Source organism: Nitrospirota bacterium (assembly GCA_015233895.1).
Lineage (GTDB): Bacteria > Nitrospirota > Thermodesulfovibrionia > Thermodesulfovibrionales > Magnetobacteriaceae > Magnetomonas.
This window is the reverse complement of the sequence record JADFXG010000012.1, coordinates 39,046-57,439: the sequence shown is the minus strand read 5'-3', so window position 1 is coordinate 57,439 and position 18,394 is coordinate 39,046. Positions and strand designations below refer to the sequence as shown.

The following is an 18,394-nucleotide window of genomic DNA, read 5'->3' as shown; positions in this document are numbered from 1 at the left end:
AACCCCTTGCGTTATTGGGGTTAGCAACCCCTTGCGTTATTAAGGAGAGGATTTAAAATATATTATGGAAAAGAAAGCTCTTACGGCTATAGTGCTCTCAGTTGCAGTACTGTTATTATACCAATTTTTCTACATAAAACCGCTTACGGAAAAACAAAGGCTGGCGGCTCAACAGGCAGCTCAAACAGCGGCTCAGGTTAAAGTGGAAACTAAGACGACTGCTGCCGATAATACACCTAAAGAAGCTACTGCTCCTACTACAGAAGCTAAAAACAACACTGCTGTTAACACTCCAGCATTAGCCAACGAAACGCCAAACGCACATGTTCCCATTAAACAGATAACCGTTGATACTCTGCACTACACTGCAATTGTGAACTCTGTTGGTGGTACGATTGAATCGTTTAAGCTTAAGGATTATAAAAACAATGACAAAAAAGATATTGAACTGATTGATAAAACCGCTAAGTACGGCGCCTTTGTAATTGGAGCTACAACTGATTTTGAACTCTCTCAGGCGGCATTTGCCACAGACTCAAAGAATATCACCTTAAACGGAACTGACACAGGACAGGTGATTTTGGATTATGAGTCAAACGGTAAAAAAATTAGAAGGACTTATACCTTTTATGCAAACAGCTACAAGGTGGAACTTAAGGACGAAACCTCCGGCATAAGCCCATACTACATAACTATCGGCAGCGGTTTTAGCCGGGATGGCGGAGATGGCTACGCTGCGCATTTTGGGCCAGTTGTCTTAAATGGTATGGACAGAGTAGAGTTTAATGAAGACAAAAAAATGGATGACATCAAAAAATATCCTGATGGTGTAAAATGGATTGCTGAGGAAAACAAATATTTTTGCACCGCTCTGGTGCCTCAAGGTCCTATGGCAGAGACAACGGTGTGGCAAATTCCAGCCACTCCATCTGTTAAACAAAAGTCTCTGGTGGCATTTAAGAGCACAAACTCCAGCAACGAGTTTCTTATTTACGCAGGCCCAAAAAAGTACGATTTCTTAAAGGCTCTAAATGTCTCCCTTGAACCTATTGTGGACTTTGGGTACTTCTCTATAATCGCACGGCCGCTTTTCTGGTTTCTGTTGTTCCTTAACAAATATCTTGGGAACTTTGGAGTTGCCATTATTGTTCTTACACTTATAGTTAGAATTCCTTTCATTCCGCTTATCAACAAAGGGCAGAGTTCAATGAAAAAGCTCCAAAAGATTCAGCCGCTTATGACCGAGATAAGGGAAAAACACAAGAAAGACCCCCAGAAAATGCAGCGGGAAATGATGGAGCTCTATAAAGTCCATAAGGTTAACCCTATGGGCGGATGTCTTCCGATAGTGATTCAGATACCGGTGTTTTTTGCCCTTTATAAGGCCTTATTAGTATCTGTTGAGTTACGGGGAGCACCATTTTTCTTTTGGGTCACTGATCTTTCTGCAAAAGACCCCATATACGTGCTTCCTGTCATAATGGGTATCACCATGTTCATACAGCAGAAGATGACACCTACCACTATGGATCCGACTCAGGCCAAAATCATGATGATTATGCCAATTGTCTTTACTTTTATGTTTTTAAGTTTTCCCTCAGGTTTGGTTTTGTACTGGCTTGTGAGCAATTTGCTAAGTATTGCGCAGCAGACGTATGTAAACCGTAAAGCCGCTGTAACTTAGACCTCACAGTGGATGTCATTACATGCCACATTAATGCTGACTTTGATTGTTTGGCTTCAATGGTGGGTACAAAAAGGTTGTTTCCGGAGGCTGTAATTGCTTTCCCAGGCTCTATGGAAAAACCTGTCAGAGATTTCCTTAAAGCATATCCTGTAGAGTTTTCAAAAATAAAAGATATTCCAATAAAAAAAATCAAGCGTCTTATCATAGTAGATACTCAGAGCGCTATAAGGATAGGACAATTTGCAGATGTGGTTGGCAAAAGTGGTGTCATCACTTTTATCTATGACCATCATGTTAAAAAGCAAAACGACATCATGGCCACCTTTGAGACAATTGAAGAGGCAGGAGCTACGGCAACAATAATTACCGAACTTTTGTTAAAGAGCTCTGTCACCATCACAGCCCTTGAGGCTACCATTCTGTGTCTGGGGATATATGAGGAAACTGGCTCGATGAGATTCTCTTCAACTACTGAGAGAGACTTGAAAGCGGCAGCATATCTGCTTAGGCGCGGCGCAAACCTCAACATCGTGTCGGCGTTTCTGAGGCCTCTGTTAAGTAAAGAGGATTTTGAGCTGTTAAATGAACTGGTTAACTCACTCTCTGAGGTGTTTGTCTCAGGGATAAGGGTAAAAATCGGCATTGCTGTCAGAGATAGCTATTTTGGCGATGTCGCCTACATGGCACACTATATAATGGACATGGAGGAGACAGACGCTGTGGTCTTGGTGTTTTCCATGGAGGGGAAAACTCTGCTTGTCGGACGCTCACGAGTGCCGGAGCTTAATATGGCAGAGCTTATGGGAATGTATGGAGGCGGAGGGCACTCTGTGGCTGCCTCAGCGACAATAAGAGAGGAAATCCCTGAGATTGTTGTTGAGGGGATAAAGGACGCTATTAAAAAGTTAATCAAACCAGTTAAGACGGCAAAAGAGATAATGACAAGTCCTGTTATCACAATAAAGTTAAATTCCACAATAAAGGAGGCCGGGCTGCTGCTTACGAAGTATGAAATAAATGTGCTGCCGGTTGTCAAAGAGGACTCTTACGTTGGGGTAATATCCCGTGAAGTTGTGGAAAAGGCAATTTTCCATGGTTTTCAAAAAAGTGCGATTGATGACTTTATAACTACCGATGCGGCAACAGCAGACACTGGCACATCTGTCAGTGAAATTGAAGAGACAATGGTAGAAAAGAATCAGCGCTTTTTACCGGTACTTACCGGGGATACGATAGTGGGAGCGATAACAAGAACTGATTTGTTAAGAAACCTATATGAGGACTACGTAAGACGTGACAGGTCGGCATCTAAGAATGATATTAAAACGTCATCGGTAAGAAACATCGCTTCACTTCTTAAAGAAAGGTTTCCGGCCTCAGTTTTTAAAATATTGAAAGACGTTGGAGACGCAGCTGACTCGCTTGGTATGAAGGTATTTCTTGTAGGAGGTGCTGTGAGAGACCTCCTGCGGTTTGAACAAAATCTGGATATAGATATAGTTGTCGAGGGAGATGGGATAGCGCTTGCCAGAGAGATTTCACTGCGACTTAACGGACGGGTAAAAACCCATGAAAGATTTCAAACGGCAAAGGTGTTTGGAATCAGGCTGCAAGGTACCAAGGATTTTGTAATAGATATAGCCACAGCACGCACCGAGTACTATGAAGAGCCGGGAGCGCTCCCTCAAGTTTTATCTTCCTCGGTTAAAAAAGACCTCTATAGGCGGGATTTTACGATAAATACGCTTGCAGTGTGTTTGAATAAAAAGGATTTCGGTAAGCTTATAGATTACTTTGGCGCTCAACGCGACCTGAAAGAGAAAACCATCAGGGTGCTTCATAATTTGAGTTTCATAGAGGATCCTACGAGGGCTTTCCGAGCAGTTAGATTTTCCGAGCGGTTTGACTTTAAGATAAGTAAACACACCGAGAGATTAATAAAGACGGCAGTTAAGTTTGATCTCTTTGGAAAAGTCTCAGGCACAAGGGTTTATGATGAAATGTCGGCTGTGTTCAGAGAATTAGACCCGGCTAAGGCTCTAAAGAGATTATCCGGCTATGAGCTGCTGAAAGCAATTCATCCGGACTTTACATTTAATAAGGACCTTGAGAGCATTTTAAAAAGTATCCACGCCGCCATATCATGGTACAAACTGACTTTTTTTTCGAGTGAACCGGATATTGGCCGGATTTATCTCATGGGAATAATGTCAACCCTTCCTGAAAGCTCACGCAGGGATGCTCTTATGAGACTAACAACACCACCTAACATAACAGAGAACATAATAAACTCTTTGAAGCACTCGGCTGCTTTTTTTGCTTTGCCCGACTCTGACAACCCTGAGGTGTTATATCATTTCTGTAAAAATTTAAATATAGAGACCATATTGTTTTTAATGGCAGTACACAAGGGCAGACAACAGGCCATATCGAGGTATCTGGTACAGCACAGACACATAGAACCTCTCTTAACAGGCAAAGAACTTAAGGACATGGGTTTAACGCCAGGACCAATCTATAGAGAAGTGTTTGACCAAATAATTAATGCAAAAATCTCAGGACTCATTAGAGACAAAGACGATGAGATAGCGTTAGTTAAGGAACGTTTTTTAATTCCAGCTTAATAATCTGTCTTATCTGCCTCACCAACCTCTGGCTCATCTTCTATCAGATTTTGGGGAAGCAGCGATGCAGCCTCACTCACTGGAAGCTCTTGCACATCCTTTAGTTTCCGGCCAACTGCTTTTGACCTCACTTTGGCTTTTTCAAGTGTATCGGATGCCTGATGCAGCTTTTTTTGCACTGCATCCAGTACATCTCCATACTTAGTCCACTCAGTTTTGACAGCAGCAAGGAGGTTCCATACCTCTCCGGAGCGCTTTTGGATTGCCAGAGTGCGAAATCCCATTTGAAGGCTGTTTAAAATTGACCATAATGTAGTTGGCCCAGCTATAACCACACGGGACTCCCGTTGAATAACCTCAGTTAATCCAACCCTGCGAATAACCTCGGCAAAAAGACCCTCTATGGGTAAGAACAGGATCCCAAAGTCTGTTGACTTGGGCGGGTTCAGGTATTTTGTACAGATGTCTTGTGCGCAGGCCTTAACACGGCTCTCCAGATGCTTTCCTGCCGCCTCCACACCATCTGCATCAGCACGCTCCTGAGCCTCCACCAAACGCTGATAATCCTCGATAGGAAACTTGGCGTCAATCGGTAACCAGACAGTTTCATCCTTTTCCTGTCCAGGCAACTTAATCGCAAACTCGACATTCTCACCGCCATCTTTCATGGCTACATTACGGGCAAACTGATTGGAATTCAGAGCTTGCTCCAGCAACGCCCCAAGCTGCACTTCACCCCACGTCCCACGCGTTTTAACGTTTGTCAGTACCCTCTTTAAATCACCAACACCCGTAGCAAGGGTCTGCATCTCACCAAGCCCTTTATGCACCTGCTCCAGCCGCTCACTGACCTGTTTGAAGGATTCGCCTAAGCGCTTTTCCAGCGTCCCCTGCAGTTTTTCGTCCACGGTCTGCCGCATTTGGTCAAGTTGTTTAGCATTATCGTTCTGTATGTTTTGGAGCTTTCCTTCAACAGTGGCCCTGATTGCCTCCAGTTTTTTCTCATTTGATTCAGAAAGCCTTCCTATTGCAGACGACATGAGCTCAAGCTGAGTCTTTTGAACATTAGCCAACTCGCCGATTGTCGTTATCATCGTCTCTGTCAGTTCCTGCCGCTGTTGTCTTGCTGCGTTACTGTGCTCTTCTCTGCTTTGTATCAGTTCTTGCCTGAGAGCGCGTTCGGTACGTTCCTGGGCTTTTTCAAAAGCATCAAGACGGTAATCAAGCGTTGATGTTTGTGGTGCTTTTATCAATAGCTTAAAAAGAAGAGCTATCACTGTTATCAGCATAATGAAAATAACGGGCAGCATTATATTAATGCCAGTCACACTTAACCTCCTTTTTTACCCACTAAAACTACCTGTACAACCACGTCCATTATAGCTGTATTGCACAGTATTTTACAAAAGCAGAGTATTTACGTTAACAGGCAAGTCACATTTTTTTTGATTTATCTACTCAATTGTGTTAGCATAGTTTAACAATACTAAATGTCTTACAGATTAGTGCGAAGGGGTTCCTGCAATGAGCCTGGATGAGCTATACAGCAAGAAATGTGTAACTGAGGAGACAATTTTCAGTCACATCAGGCGTGGCTCAAGGATTTTTGTGGGCACTGGGTGTGCCGAACCTCAGTACCTCGTAAAGGCACTAATAAAATATGCGGAGACCCACCCAAAGGCTTTTTTTGACACTGAGATTTTTCATGTCTGGTCACTTGGAGTGACTCCATACACTGACGAAAAGTTTAAGAACAACTTCAGGTATAATTCATTTTTTATAGGCGGCGGCGCCAGATCGGCGGTAAATGAGGGGTTAGCCGACTATACCCCTATATTTCTTTCAAAAGTGCCTGGGTTATTTATACGGAGAGTTGTTCCTGTTGACGTAGCTCTTATACAGTGCTCACCACCGGATACACATGGCTATATGAATCTCGGAGTAAGTGTAGATATAGTTAAGGCTGCTCTTGAGGCAGCCTCTATGGTTGTTGTTCAGATAAATACACATAGCCCCATTGTGCACGGCGACGGCTTTATTCATTTAAATGATGTGGATTACATCGTGCAAGCAGATGAACCCATACTGCAATACCACTCAGAGGCTGACTGTGAAACCGGACAAGCTATCGGGCGGTATGTTTCAGCGTTGATTCAAGACGGTGATACACTTCAGGTTGGCCATGGGAGTATTCCAAATGCAGCTATGGCAAATCTCTCTGGTAAAAACAACTTAGGAATACACACAGAGCTTCTTTCAGATGGGATAGTGGATTTAATAAAAAATGGCAATGTTAACAATTTTAAAAAGAACAGAAACCGCGGCAAAACCGTGGCATCTTTTGCCATGGGCTCTCAGAGCACCTATGATTTTATTAATAATAATCCCTCAATAGAGTTCAGAACCATAGACTATACAAATGATCCAATGGTAATAGCCTCACACGACAACATGGTGGCAATAAACAGTGCTCTGCAGTTGGATTTAACCGGACAGGCCTCTTCGGAATCCATAGGAAAGATGTTTTACAGCGGCATAGGGGGTCAGGCAGATTTCATGCGTGGAGCGGTTTTATCCAAAGGCGGTAAGACCATTTTAACTATTCAGTCAACTGCTACCATTGTTGATAGCACCGGAGCAACAAAAACAATTTCACGGATAGTTCCCCTGCTTGATAAGGGAGCTGGGGTAACACTCAACCGTGGTGATATCCATTATGTTGTGACAGAGTATGGAATCAGCTATCTTCATGGCAAAAACATCAGAGAAAGGGCTATGCAGCTTATATCCATATCGCATCCATATTTCAGGGCATGGCTTATTGAAGAGGCTAAGAGCCTTAACTTAATCTATAAAGATCAGCCCAATGTTACAGGCAGCTATCCGTTTGAACTTGAAACGCACAAGAGGCTTAAATCTGGTCTTGATATCTTTATCAGACCGATTAAAATAACTGATGAACCGCTCATGAAGGAGTTTTTTTATTCTCTCTCTGATGAAACGTTGTATAGCCGCTTTACATCGGTAAGGAAAGATATGCCGCATGAGAGGCTTCAGGAGTTTATCTCTATTGATTACAGCTCAAAAATTGTTATTGTTGCCATCATACAAACGGACAACAGGGAGTGGATTGCTGGGGTGGGCCAGTATGCACTTTCTAAGGATACTTACATGGCTGAAGCTGCCTTTGTAGTCAGAGATGACTACCAGGGAAAGGGGATAGGCAAGGAGTTGATCAAACATCTGACATTTATAGCTCAGAAACAAGGACTTCTTGGCTTTATTGCAGAGACCATATCAGAAAACCATTCTATGATTGCCTTACTAAAGTCACTGGAGGCCACTATGGAAAGACACGACGAGGAGGGCTCGTGCTCTATTAAGGCTGTTTTCAAACGATAACCTATTGTTGTTTCAGAATGTAACCCTGTTTATCTGTGCCGGGCCTCTCTGAACAGTGCGGTAATACTGTACGGCAGGTCTGCCAAATACCATGCAATACCCTATATAATGATCTTCAGGAATTCCAATTTTCTTTCTAAGCTCTGGCACAACGGCAGTGACAGCCCATTTTAAAAGGCCGTTCCAAAGTGTACCTATTCCCATGCTTTGTGCCAACAACTCAAAATAAGTTAGTGCAATAAGGGTGTCTGCCTCAGGAGACGGGCCATCTTTTGGTGATGATACAACAAGCATGTGTGGTGCGCCACGGAAAACAATGTCCTTGCCTGCATCCCAGGCATCAACTACAAAAGAGTAGAATTCAAATCCCTTTGGAAGAGCATAGTTTGCAACTGCCCTCCGGAGTCCTTCCATAGTTTCCTGTTTTATTTTATCCATAACCAGAGGGTCACTAACAACTGTAAAAAGATTCTGTCTTGTATTTCTGCCTGTGGGCGAATTTGCTACAACATCCAACAGACCACTTATCGTCTCCCACAGTACAGGCTCTTTCAAATAACGTCTCACTGCCCGCCGTCCTTTCATAAGTACCTCAAGCTTACTGGTTTCGGGCAGATTTCCTTCAAGCCTGATTGCATTGTCCGGATTAAGGCCTAAGATGCTAACTGCCCCTTCACTGCAGACAGCAAAACAATGCTCACACTGAACGCATTCGCTTTCCTTTCCTGGAATAATAGCAGGGTATTGTCCTTCAAATGCAATAATATTCATTACGCAATCCTCTATGCACTCACCGCACTTAAGACATCTTTCTTTGTTAACTGAAAAGTTAGTCATATATTACTCCTTTTATAAAAAAACCTCTGTTATTTTGCAGCTAAAAACAACTCCCCTATTTGAGGCATGTTAACCTCCACACACCTTATGACCTTCTATATTATAGTACAGAAACTATAGCTAATGCTGATATTATATCATATTATGTTGACTTTAAGAAGCCAAAACAGGCACAATCTTATCTGCGTACCTGGAATTTGAGTTATGTTATCGGGAGATTATTGATGGATACCGCTGCTAACAAACACGAGCTTTATCACAGCATATTTGGTTCTATACTTGACCGAACCGAAATGACCCCTTACCTTATGCTCTCCGCATATGATTATAAAACCGCTCTCTCACAGGCTACAAAAATGATGGGAAATCGCGGGTTTGACATAAGAGGAGCCGATGAGCTAACCACCGGTGAAAATAGCAGGGCAAAACGATATGTAGATATGGCTCTCAGTTATTGCCATCAATACCTGTTTCCATTTTTAAAGGAACAACTTGCAACACTGATAAGGTTAAACTCACCAGCTCTTCATTATTATGAAACGGTTAATGATTCATTAAAAGAAATAGAACAGAAACTTGAAAACAATGAATTCTGCAGCCTTGTCGATGAAGATCCAAGACATCTTTTTTTAATGGCATCATCGAGAAAGTACCCACACATGTTTTATGGATATAAAGGGACAGATATGGCAATATCCAGTGAATTCCAGCAAATGGCCTGCGCCCTTCTAAAAGTCTGTCATCTGATAAAATCAACCGAGGAGGACAGCCAGGATATAAACGATTTTGTTCAGCTCGGCCTTTATTTTACTTCAAACGGCTTATCCCTCAATAATCTGTTTGATTTTGACTGGAGGAACCCTCCTCCAACTCTAATTGAGAATGAGTCTTCATTCAGGGCATATGTTAAGGTTTCAACCTTCTTTGAGCGTCTCAAAGAATTCATAGATTTTGACAGGGTAAAAAACCTCTTTATTTTCAAAAGCGGTGACGGTGTCGATGTGGAGATTTCGGAAATCTCCTCCAGATTAAAGACCATATACAGTATGGCAACTAAACTTGGAAATGATTTTGAAGGTGAAGCCCACATAATAAAAGATCCGCTGGCCGTTACGTTTATATTAAATGACAGAGACGATACACTTAAGCTTTTTCACGCCTTGCAAAAAAGAGGTGTAATTCTGCAGGAGACCGTAGTCTCCTCATCCATTATGCAGACAATATTTGACACCCCGGAGGACATGACAGAGGCCATAAAGAGGTTAATGACAAGTCTGAACAAAAGTGCCCACAAAGATTATATGCCTGAAAATGAGGAGATTTCTCAAAGCGCAAGGGATTTCTACGGCGCACTGAGCAGAAATGCCATCCGAAATGCACATACCTCAAAAGGCCAAAAAAAGTTTCAGTGCAAGTTAAATTTTCCCGTACCAATACACCGTTGCAAGCAAACGAGAAAAATCCTTCTGCCGTATGCTGATAATCACTGCGGAGGAATATCCACGCCGTTTTTTACAGAACAACACACGCTACCAGTTGAATTAAGAATATCGGATAAACAGAGTTGGGAGGAATCGGAACAGAAAGGTGATTCCCATCACGACGCATATAAGTTCAGACAACTGGTTTCGGTGATGAACAGGATTTTTAAGGATAATTTCCACCTCCCAAAAGAAATAGATCCGCTATTGAGAGAGGATCAGCGGAGTATTTTTCTTTAGAGAGCAAAACACATCTGCTCTACTTTCTTTTTAATACCGAGTAGAGACCGTTGCAAAAATATTATAACACCAAGTTGAGTTCAAAAATATAACAAAATGTTATAGAAAAAGGATGAGATTGCCACACCCCCTGCGGGGGTTCGCAATGACGGCGTGGGCTGTGCGTGGGCGTACCTATCCGTCATTACGAGGAGCGATAGCGACGTGGTAATCTCATCATTATTATATTTTAGGCTGCTACTCGGTATTAATTGGGAAATACTTTCCCCCCATTTTGGGAATTTTGCAACGGTCTCGAGTAGCAGTCAGAGCATAACAAGGCGGCAAGGAGAAAGCGACGCAGGCGTACTTTTAGTACGTTGAGGAGCTTTTAACGATGCCAACAAAGTTAGGCGATAGAACGCTACTTGGTATTTTGGTCTAAAAAACCATGCCGTATGACACTATATCGCCCACTTTCCGTATTAACTTCATAAATGTCAAAGTTGTCTTTGAGGGAAAACCCTAATTCGTGCACTGCAAAATTCAATGAAAGTGATCCATCCTGTCCACTGGACACCCTGTGAAACACGCCAGGCGGCCATGACAGTATTGCAGGGGTGTCTATAACCAGCTCACCATTGTGTTTGATTGACTCAGGCGTTACTTCAAAAGTTTCTATCTTTCCATGTTTAGGGGTATAGAGTTCCGTTATCCTTGAGCCAAGGAAAACAAGGAGATTATCGGTCTGTGCTTTGTGATAATACCAAAACTGTCCTGTGCTCCCTTTTATGGTTGGAGAAACAGCATTTGGTCCGTGCTCAACTCTGTCCACCGAGTCTATACGCGGTATTTTATTTTCAGGAAGTACGTGGAATTTTACACTCGGTGTGTTTCTAAACTCTACCAGAGGTATTATCGTGTATAAGCCATCCACAAATAGTTTTGTCACAAGTGAACCCTCTCTCCCTCTCCCCTCCACCCCTTTTTCAATGCCACGCTGAGGAAATATGGAGCGGGCAACGAGACTCGAACTCGCGACCCCAACCTTGGCAAGGTTGTGCTCTACCACTGAGCTACGCCCGCTCTGGTGATGCCTCTACCGGTATCTTACTATAATACTTTCAAGTTTTACAAGTTTGCTCTTGTAACTTTAACATCTTTCTATGTATCATACAGTAACGTACCGTGAATGAATCACGGAAATAATTCTAAAGGAAAACGGCAGAGTTTGTCAATATGTATTATCCAAAAATAGAGGAATTTAAAAAAATATCTGAAGAGGGTAATCTAATCCCTGTTTATACCGAGATTTTAGCAGACACCGAGACTCCGGTTTCGGCCTATTTAAAACTGTGCGGACCTAACAGTTTCCTGCTTGAGAGCGTTATGGGGGGCGAGAAGTGGGCAAGGTATTCGTTTTTAGGAGTGGCGCCTGAAAAAATTATAAGATCGTATGGAAATGATGTTGAAATCATAACTGATGGTAAATCCATCACAAAAACGGTGCCAGACCCTATAGAGGTTCTAAGAGCAGAACTCTCGCAGCATGTTCCTGTCAAGATTCAGGGGCTGCCGCGATTTTATGGCGGACTTGTCGGATATATCGGATATGAGTGCGTGCGGTTTTTTGAAAGCGTTCCGGTAAGGGAGAAACCATCCCTTGATTTTCCTGATTCGATGTTTATGCTTATGGATACTATTGTAATTTTTGACAACCTGAGACAGGCAATTAAAGTGGTCGCTAATGCCTCCCTCATTGGCGGTAAAACCCCTGAGGAAAGTTACAAAGAGGCCACGGCAAAAATTGACGCTCTTGTTGAAATGCTAAAAAAACCGTCAACCAGCCGCACTCTCTCAATTGCTGAAAATCTCACTAATGTTAAAGACTCTGATGGATTTAAGTCATCATTTGTTGAAAAAGGACAGTTTCTTGCTGCAGTGGAAAAATCAAAGGAATACATAAGAGCAGGGGATGCCTTTCAAATAGTGGTGTCTCAGCGGTTTGAGGCAGACATAGATATAGACCCATTTGATGTGTATCGCTGCCTGCGGGTAATCAATCCCTCGCCGTACATGTTTTATCTTAACTTTGGGGATATAAAAATCGTCGGGTCCTCACCGGAGATTCTTGTCAGGGTAGAGGATGGCAAAATTACACTGCGCCCGATTGCGGGCACTCGTAAACGCGGACGCTCAAGCGATGAGGACAGTGCCCTTGAGGTTGAATTGAAGGCTGACCCAAAAGAACGGGCAGAGCACATAATGCTGGTTGATCTTGGCAGGAACGATGTTGGACGTGTGGCTGTCACAGGGTCAGTTAAGGTTACCGAACTAATGGACGTAGAGCGCTATAGCCATGTCATGCACATAGTGTCAAATGTGGAGGGTGTTTTACGAGAGGGGCTTGACTCCTTTGATGTGTTAAGAGCTTGTTTTCCGGCTGGAACCGTAACGGGAGCGCCTAAGGTGCGGGCAATGGAAATTATAGATGAGCTTGAACCTGTCATGCGTGGGCCCTATGCCGGAGCTGTAGGATATTTCGGCTTTTCCGGCTCAATGGATACGTGTATTACAATACGCACCATACTGATTACAGAGGGCAAGGTATATGTGCAGGCAGGGGCCGGAATTGTTGCTGACTCGGTTGCCGAAAATGAGTATGATGAAACTGTTAATAAAGCAAAAGGCATGTTTCGTGCCGTTAACATGGCTAAGAGCGGGTATTAGCCAAAAATATGGCGGTATTATGCTTTTAATGATAGATAATTATGATTCCTTTACGTACAATCTGGTTCAGTACCTTGGGGAACTTGGACAGAACATAAAAGTGTTCAGAAACGATAAAATCACCCTCAATGAAATTGAGAAACTAAGGCCGGAAAAAATTGTGATTTCTCCAGGCCCCTGCACACCAAATGAGGCCGGTGTTTCCGTTGATTTGATTAAAACATTTTGTACCAGAATCCCAATTTTTGGCGTTTGCCTGGGACATCAGTCCATAGGAGCCGCATTTAACGCAGACATTGTCAGAGCGGACAGGCTTATGCACGGCAAAACCTCACTGATTTACCACGACAACCGCGGCATATTTAAAGGCATACCAAATCCGTTTGAAGCTACCCGGTATCATTCCCTCATTATCAAAAATGGTACACTTTCCGAGGATTTTGAAATCACCGCGTGGACTGACGCAGATGAAATCATGGGGGTCAGGCACAAGTCATACCCACTGGATGGGGTGCAGTTTCACCCGGAGTCAATACTAACCAAAGCTGGCAAGGATATACTTTCAAATTTCCTGACACTTGCCGATGTTTTTAACAGCCATCACAGCACAGGTGGAGACTAAGCCTATGATAAGAGAGGCGATAAGCATAGTGACTCAGGGGATAAACCTTAGTGGTGCCGAGATGATTGACTGCATGACAGAAATAATGGAGGGCAAAGCAACGGATGCCCAGATAGCGGCGTTTTTGACAGCCCTTAAGATTAAAGGCGAAACAGTTGAAGAGATAACGGCAGCCGTCTCTGTGATGAGAAAGAAGGCTATAAAAATAAATGCGCCTGAAGGGGTTGTAGATACCTGCGGCACTGGTGGCGATCTTTCTCACACATTTAACATATCAACAACCGCTGCCATTGTTACCTCAGCGTGCGGAATTCCTGTGGCAAAGCACGGTAACCGTTCCTCGTCAAGCCGTAGCGGAAGCGCCGATGTGCTTGAAGCGCTTGGCATAAAAATAGACCTGAGTCCCGAAAACGTTGAAAAATGTTTGTTTGATACAGGGTTTGGTTTCCTTTTTGCGCCACTTTTTCACCCTGCTATGAAATATGCAGTTACCCCAAGGCGAGAAATCGGAATTAGAACGATTTTTAATATACTTGGGCCTCTGACAAATCCTGCAGGAGCTAAACGGCAAACAGTAGGCGTCTATGACTCAGCATTAACGGAGCCGCTTGCAAGGGTGCTTGGTAATCTGGGCGCCATTGATGCTATGGTGTTTCATGGAACGGACGGACTCGATGAGGTAACTATAACGAACGGCACACGGGTATCACGTTTTTCAGGAGGTACCGTTGATAATCTGGTGTTTACACCTGAGGATTTTCGTTTAGACAGAGCGACGCTTACTGACATAGCAGGCGGGAGCCGTGAGGACAATGCTCGTATTACACAAGAAATTCTAAGCGGTAAAAAAGGCCCCATGCACGACATAGTTGTCATGAACTCCGCTTGCGCTCTTATGGTATCTGAGGGACAGTATGATATTGATACGGCAGTTAATACTGTAACTGAGGCATTGGACAGCGGACGGGCACTTAAGAAGTTAGAGGAAATAAAGAGAGTCTCCGTGTCTTTATCAAACTAAGCTTTATATCGCTGTTTTTGAAAAAACAGATCCTATTAAATTATCTTCATACTTAAGTCAACAGCCTGAGCCGAGTGGGTGATAAACCCTGTTGATATAACATCAACTCCGGTTTCCGCAATTCTCCGCACGTTTTGCAGTGTCACGTTGCCGGAGGCCTCTATTAAAATCCTGCCTCCTGTGCTTCTGACTACTCCGACTGCTTCTTTCATCTGCTCTATATTCATATTATCCAGCATCACAGCATCTACGCCACAACTGAGAGCCTCATTGAGTTCTGAGAGGGTTTGCACCTCAACCTCTATTTTTGTAAGAAACGGGACATTCTTTTTTGCCCTGGTTACTGCCTTTGTAATTCCTCCTGAGGCCTTTATGTGATTGTCTTTAATTAGTACCCCATCATATAGTCCAAACCTGTGGTTTGACCCGCCTCCCACTGTTACCGCATACTTTTCCATGTGCCGCATGTTGGGCGTTGTCTTTCTTGTATCAAGAATTTTGACCCCAAGATCTTTGACCTCTGTTACAAATTTTGCGGTTAATGTTGCTATTCCTGATAACCGCTGCAAAATATTTAAAGCAACTCTCTCTCCTGTAAGCAATGAGGCGGTGTTGCCGGTAAGTCTTGCAATGTTCTGGCCGCGTTGCATAGTCGTACCGTCTGTGGCCAATACGGCCACCGTTACACCCTGCTTGAGAATATCAAAAACCTCTTTAAAAAACAATATACCGGCTAAAATCATTGTCTCTTTGGCAAGCACAACAGCCTCAGACATTGAATTATCATCAATTGTGCTCTCTGTCGTTATATCGCCGTGTCCTATGTCCTCAGCTAAGGCATCTCTTATGAATTCCCTGACTTGCGGCGTTATCATTTTATTTCCTTAAGTTTACTGATGTTTTCCACTATCCGCTCTCTTTTAAGAATATGCTCGTTATATTTAAGCTTTTCTTTATCAACTACAGCCTTTGGCGCTCGCTCTATGAAATCCTCATTAGAGAGTTTTATATTTAACCCGTGTATCGCCTCATCAACCTTTTTAAGTTCCTTATCAAGCCTCTCCGTCTCTGCCTCAATGTCAAACAGTCCGCTTAAAGGAACATATATTTCCATCTCTGTCTTTACCGAGGTAACCGAACCCTTTGACTTTTCCACGTTTTCACCTATTTCAAGGTTTTCCCCGCACCTTGTTAGCGCTGAGATATAATCCTTATGTTCTAACAGATTCAGGCGAGCTGCATCTGAAAAAGTCCTGATTAAAGCCGAAATCTTCTTTGACGGTGAAATATTGAACTCCCCGCGGATACTTCTTATGCCGGTTACGGCGTTAATGACAAAATCCATACGCTCCAGCGCTTCTGCGTCCTCTGCCAACATGTCGGGATATGAGGTGAGCATAATGGTTTTTCCCTCGTGAGGATATGAGTTCCAAATCTCTTCTGTTACAAAGGGCATGAAGGGGTGAAGAAGCCGCACTGAGGCATCAAGCACATACAGAAGACATTTAAGGGCAGCCTCAGAATACTCTTTACTCCTTTCAAAGGAGGTCTTAGATAGCTCTATGTACCAATCGCAAAACTCATACCACACAAACTGATACACAGCGTTTGCTGCATCATTAAACCTGTACTCCTCAAGTCCTCTGTTGACCTCAGCTGCGGCAAAAGACAGCCTGTTTAGAATCCACCTCTCAGGCAAGCGCATCAGAGCCCTGTCTGTCACAAGGAGTTCCTTTGCAATCTCCTCTATTTTCAATCCCTTATCAAATCCATACTTTTCTATGTTAAGATTTATAAACCGTGAAGCATTCCAGAGTTTATTAATGAAGTGCTTATACCCCTCTACCCTCTCCTCGGAAAACCTGATATCTCTGCCCTGAGCAGCAAACGCAGCCAGCGAAAATCTGAAAGAATCAGCCCCATACTCATCTATCATAATCAGAGGGTCAATCACGTTGCCCTTAGACTTGCTCATCTTCTGCCCGCTTTCGTCCCTTATGAGCGCATGAATGTACACATCGTTAAACGGGCGGTCTTTCATAAACTTTAACCCCATCATTATCATTCGCGCCACCCAAAAAAACAATATATCAAATGCTGTGACAAGCACACTTGTCGGATAGTATTCACTGAGGTCTTTTGTCTTATCAGGCCAGCCCATGGTGGAAAATGGCCAAAGTGCCGAGGAAAACCATGTGTCAAGGACATCCTGGTCGCGGATAATGTCACCACATCCACAGTGCGGGCAACTTGTTGGGTCAACGCTTGCGGAAAACGGTTTAACAGATATTCCAACAGTTAAACTTCTGACATTTTGGATTATATCCTTGTGTTCCACACCGGCCTCAGTCAGTTGCTTATATGTTCCCTCGTTAAGTCCCCTTAGTTTTTTCGAAAGCACTATAAAAATGGATTCGCTGTTAGAAGCGCCTTGATCATCTGTGCACTTAGGGCAGTACCAGACAGGAATTCTGTGCCCCCACCATATCTGCCTTGATATGCACCAGTCTCTTATGTTTTCCATCCATGAGTAATAATTATTTTTCCACCCATCGGGAATAATCCGAATCTTTCCCTCTTTTACGGCATCAATAGCATCTTTTGCCATTGAAGAGACACTAACATACCACTGGGCAGTAGGGAGCGGCTCTATTATGGTTTTACACCTGTAGCAACTGGCTACCGAATGGACATGTTTTTCCTCTTTTTGGATAAGCCCTTTTTCCTTAAGGTCAGCTACAACTTGTTTTCTACACTCATATCTGTCAAGGCCGGCAAACCTCCGTCCGGCATCGGCTGTCATCGTGCCGTCAAGCCCTATGACTGTAATAAATGGAAGGTTCGGATTTTGGCGCTTTGCAATCGCCTCATCGTTAAAATCATGTGACGGGGTCACTTTTACAGCACCTGTGCCAAAAGCCTGGTCAACCTCAGTATCGGTAACTATGGGAATGGCCCGGTCGGTAAGCGGGAGTATCAAACGTTTTCCTGCCAGTTGCTGATACCTTACATCTAAGGGATTGACGGCCACTGCCGTATCCCCAAGCATTGTCTCAGGTCGGGTGGTTGCTACCACGATATGGCCAGAGCCGTCCTCAAGTGGATACTTGATGTAGGTGAGTCTGCCCTCAAGTTCCTCATGTTCCGCCTCAAGGTCGGAAAGCGCAGTGTAACATCGCGGACACCAGTTTATCAGTCTCAGCGCTCTGTATATAAGTCCCTCGTTAAACAAGGAAACAAACACCTCACGCACAGCGTTAGAGAGTCCCTCATCAAGTGTGAAGCGCTCCTTTGTCCAGTCACAGGATGCGCCAATTTTTTTTAATTGATGTATTATCTGCCCGCCATAACTGCGTTTCCACTCCCAGACCCTTTTTATAAACTCATCACGTCCCAGCGTGTGGCGGGTTAAATTCTCCTTAGCAAGCATTTTTTCCACAACATTCTGGGTGGCTATGCCTGCGTGGTCTGTGCCGGGCACCCACAGCACCTTAAATCCCTTCATCCGTTTCCATCTGCAAAGCGTATCCTGTAGGGTTGCGTTTAAGGCATGTCCCATGTGAAGTGTTCCGGTAACATTAGGGGGCGGAATCACAATTGAAAACGACGGACGCCCACTGTCGCTTTCCGGGCTGAAGAGATTATTTTTCAGCCAAAAGTTATACCATTTATCTTCTATTTCTGAGGGAATATATCCCTTTGAAGGCTCTTTTTTTGTGTCTTCCATTAGTATGATTCCTTATACCTCAGTGACTATACATTTGTAAACGT

12 protein-coding genes and 1 tRNA gene are annotated in these 18,394 nt (G+C 43.6%); 7 read left to right on the top strand and 6 right to left on the bottom strand.

What is annotated here, in order from left to right; all coding sequences use genetic code 11:
* The first annotated feature begins 64 nt into the window (after positions 1 to 64).
* Together yidC and HQK88_09930 are read left to right on the top strand one after the other, a co-directional pair.
* The gene (gene yidC, locus HQK88_09935) at positions 65 to 1,684 is read left to right on the top strand and encodes a membrane protein insertase YidC (GenBank protein ID MBF0617117.1); all 1,620 of its coding nucleotides are present in this window, start codon (positions 65 to 67) and stop codon (positions 1,682 to 1,684) included.
* An 8-nt stretch (positions 1,685 to 1,692) separates the two neighbouring features.
* Positions 1,693 to 4,311 carry a CBS domain-containing protein gene (locus HQK88_09930; protein MBF0617116.1) on the top strand — a complete coding sequence of 873 codons (2,619 nt, stop codon included), beginning with the start codon at positions 1,693 to 1,695 and terminating at the stop codon, positions 4,309 to 4,311.
* Here the strand turns inward: HQK88_09930 and rmuC are convergent.
* Entirely contained in the window at positions 4,308 to 5,621 is a 1,314-nt protein-coding gene (rmuC, locus tag HQK88_09925) for a DNA recombination protein RmuC (GenBank protein MBF0617115.1), read from the bottom strand. The genes HQK88_09930 and rmuC overlap by 4 nt on opposite strands.
* Before the next feature lie 214 nt (positions 5,622 to 5,835).
* On the opposite strand from rmuC, the gene HQK88_09920 reads away from it, so the two are divergent.
* Positions 5,836 to 7,713 (top strand): GNAT family N-acetyltransferase, encoded by a 1,878-nt coding sequence (locus HQK88_09920; GenBank protein ID MBF0617114.1) that lies wholly within the window; start codon positions 5,836 to 5,838, stop codon positions 7,711 to 7,713.
* A gap of 12 nt (positions 7,714 to 7,725) precedes the next feature.
* Here HQK88_09920 and HQK88_09915 read toward each other — a convergent pair whose 3' ends face one another.
* The gene (locus HQK88_09915; GenBank protein ID MBF0617113.1) at positions 7,726 to 8,550 is read right to left on the bottom strand and encodes a nitroreductase family protein; all 825 of its coding nucleotides are present in this window, start codon (positions 8,548 to 8,550) and stop codon (positions 7,726 to 7,728) included.
* 224 nt (positions 8,551 to 8,774) lie between these two features.
* Here HQK88_09915 and HQK88_09910 point away from each other — a divergent pair, with 224 nt between their 5' ends.
* The gene (locus tag HQK88_09910) at positions 8,775 to 10,271 is read left to right on the top strand and encodes a hypothetical protein (protein MBF0617112.1); all 1,497 of its coding nucleotides are present in this window, start codon (positions 8,775 to 8,777) and stop codon (positions 10,269 to 10,271) included.
* A gap of 403 nt (positions 10,272 to 10,674) precedes the next feature.
* On the opposite strand, the gene HQK88_09905 is transcribed toward HQK88_09910, so the two are convergent.
* Both HQK88_09905 and HQK88_09900 read right to left on the bottom strand, forming a co-directional pair.
* Entirely contained in the window at positions 10,675 to 11,202 is a 528-nt protein-coding gene (locus HQK88_09905) for a hypothetical protein (GenBank protein MBF0617111.1), read from the bottom strand.
* Positions 11,203 to 11,261: 59 nt separating this feature from the next.
* Positions 11,262 to 11,336 (bottom strand) — tRNA-Gly (locus HQK88_09900).
* A 153-nt stretch (positions 11,337 to 11,489) separates the two neighbouring features.
* Between HQK88_09900 and trpE the strand changes: the two genes are divergently transcribed.
* The 3 genes from trpE to trpD are packed head-to-tail and all read left to right on the top strand — an operon-like array spanning position 11,490 to position 14,623.
* Positions 11,490 to 12,980 (top strand): anthranilate synthase component I, encoded by a 1,491-nt coding sequence (gene trpE, locus HQK88_09895; GenBank protein ID MBF0617110.1) that lies wholly within the window; start codon positions 11,490 to 11,492, stop codon positions 12,978 to 12,980.
* Positions 12,981 to 12,999: 19 nt separating this feature from the next.
* Positions 13,000 to 13,602 (top strand): aminodeoxychorismate/anthranilate synthase component II, encoded by a 603-nt coding sequence (locus HQK88_09890; GenBank protein ID MBF0617109.1) that lies wholly within the window; start codon positions 13,000 to 13,002, stop codon positions 13,600 to 13,602.
* 4 nt (positions 13,603 to 13,606) lie between these two features.
* Positions 13,607 to 14,623: an anthranilate phosphoribosyltransferase gene (gene trpD / locus HQK88_09885; GenBank protein ID MBF0617108.1), complete on the top strand. Its 1,017-nt coding sequence runs from the start codon at positions 13,607 to 13,609 to the stop codon at positions 14,621 to 14,623.
* 35 nt (positions 14,624 to 14,658) lie between these two features.
* Here the strand turns inward: trpD and nadC are convergent, their stop codons facing one another.
* Complete coding sequence (nadC, locus tag HQK88_09880; protein ID MBF0617107.1) at positions 14,659 to 15,498, bottom strand: carboxylating nicotinate-nucleotide diphosphorylase; 840 nt, start codon at positions 15,496 to 15,498, stop codon at positions 14,659 to 14,661.
* Positions 15,495 to 18,350 (bottom strand): valine--tRNA ligase, encoded by a 2,856-nt coding sequence (locus HQK88_09875; protein ID MBF0617106.1) that lies wholly within the window; start codon positions 18,348 to 18,350, stop codon positions 15,495 to 15,497. Before HQK88_09875 ends, nadC begins: the two co-directional genes overlap by 4 nt.
* Between the last annotated feature and the right edge of the window lie 44 nt (positions 18,351 to 18,394).